This window comes from Frankia sp. Mgl5 (assembly GCF_023242985.1).
In the GTDB taxonomy this organism is placed as follows: Bacteria; Actinomycetota; Actinomycetes; order Frankiales; family Frankiaceae; genus Parafrankia; species Parafrankia soli.
In genome coordinates this window covers 1-248 of record NZ_JALKFY010000266.1, presented here as the reverse complement: position 1 = coordinate 248, position 248 = coordinate 1, and the positions used below count along the sequence as shown (strand labels likewise).

Here is a 248-nt window from a genome sequence, read left to right as displayed (position 1 = left end):
CATCCACAGCAAAGCGCGCCGTGTCAAACTCAGCTGCAGGCAGAGAAACGAAACCGTTCTTGTCTCCTGCCTGGATGGATAACCCTCTATCGCTGGAGAGCGTCACATCAGGCACTGTTCCTCGATACCCTTGACCAGCATCGATAAACAAGGCGACGCGAATGTTTTTTGCCGCCGCATCCGCAGGAGCGGCCGGTCCGTGAACCGTCAGGGATATCAAGCTTGCCGCAAGCCATACGATCTTCCAA

General features: G+C 55.6%; 1 pseudogene. It reads right to left on the bottom strand.

From position 1 onward, the window contains the following. Positions 1 to 248 (bottom strand): annotated as a pseudogene (locus tag MXD62_RS09295) (sporulation protein SpoIID); the annotation flags it as partial.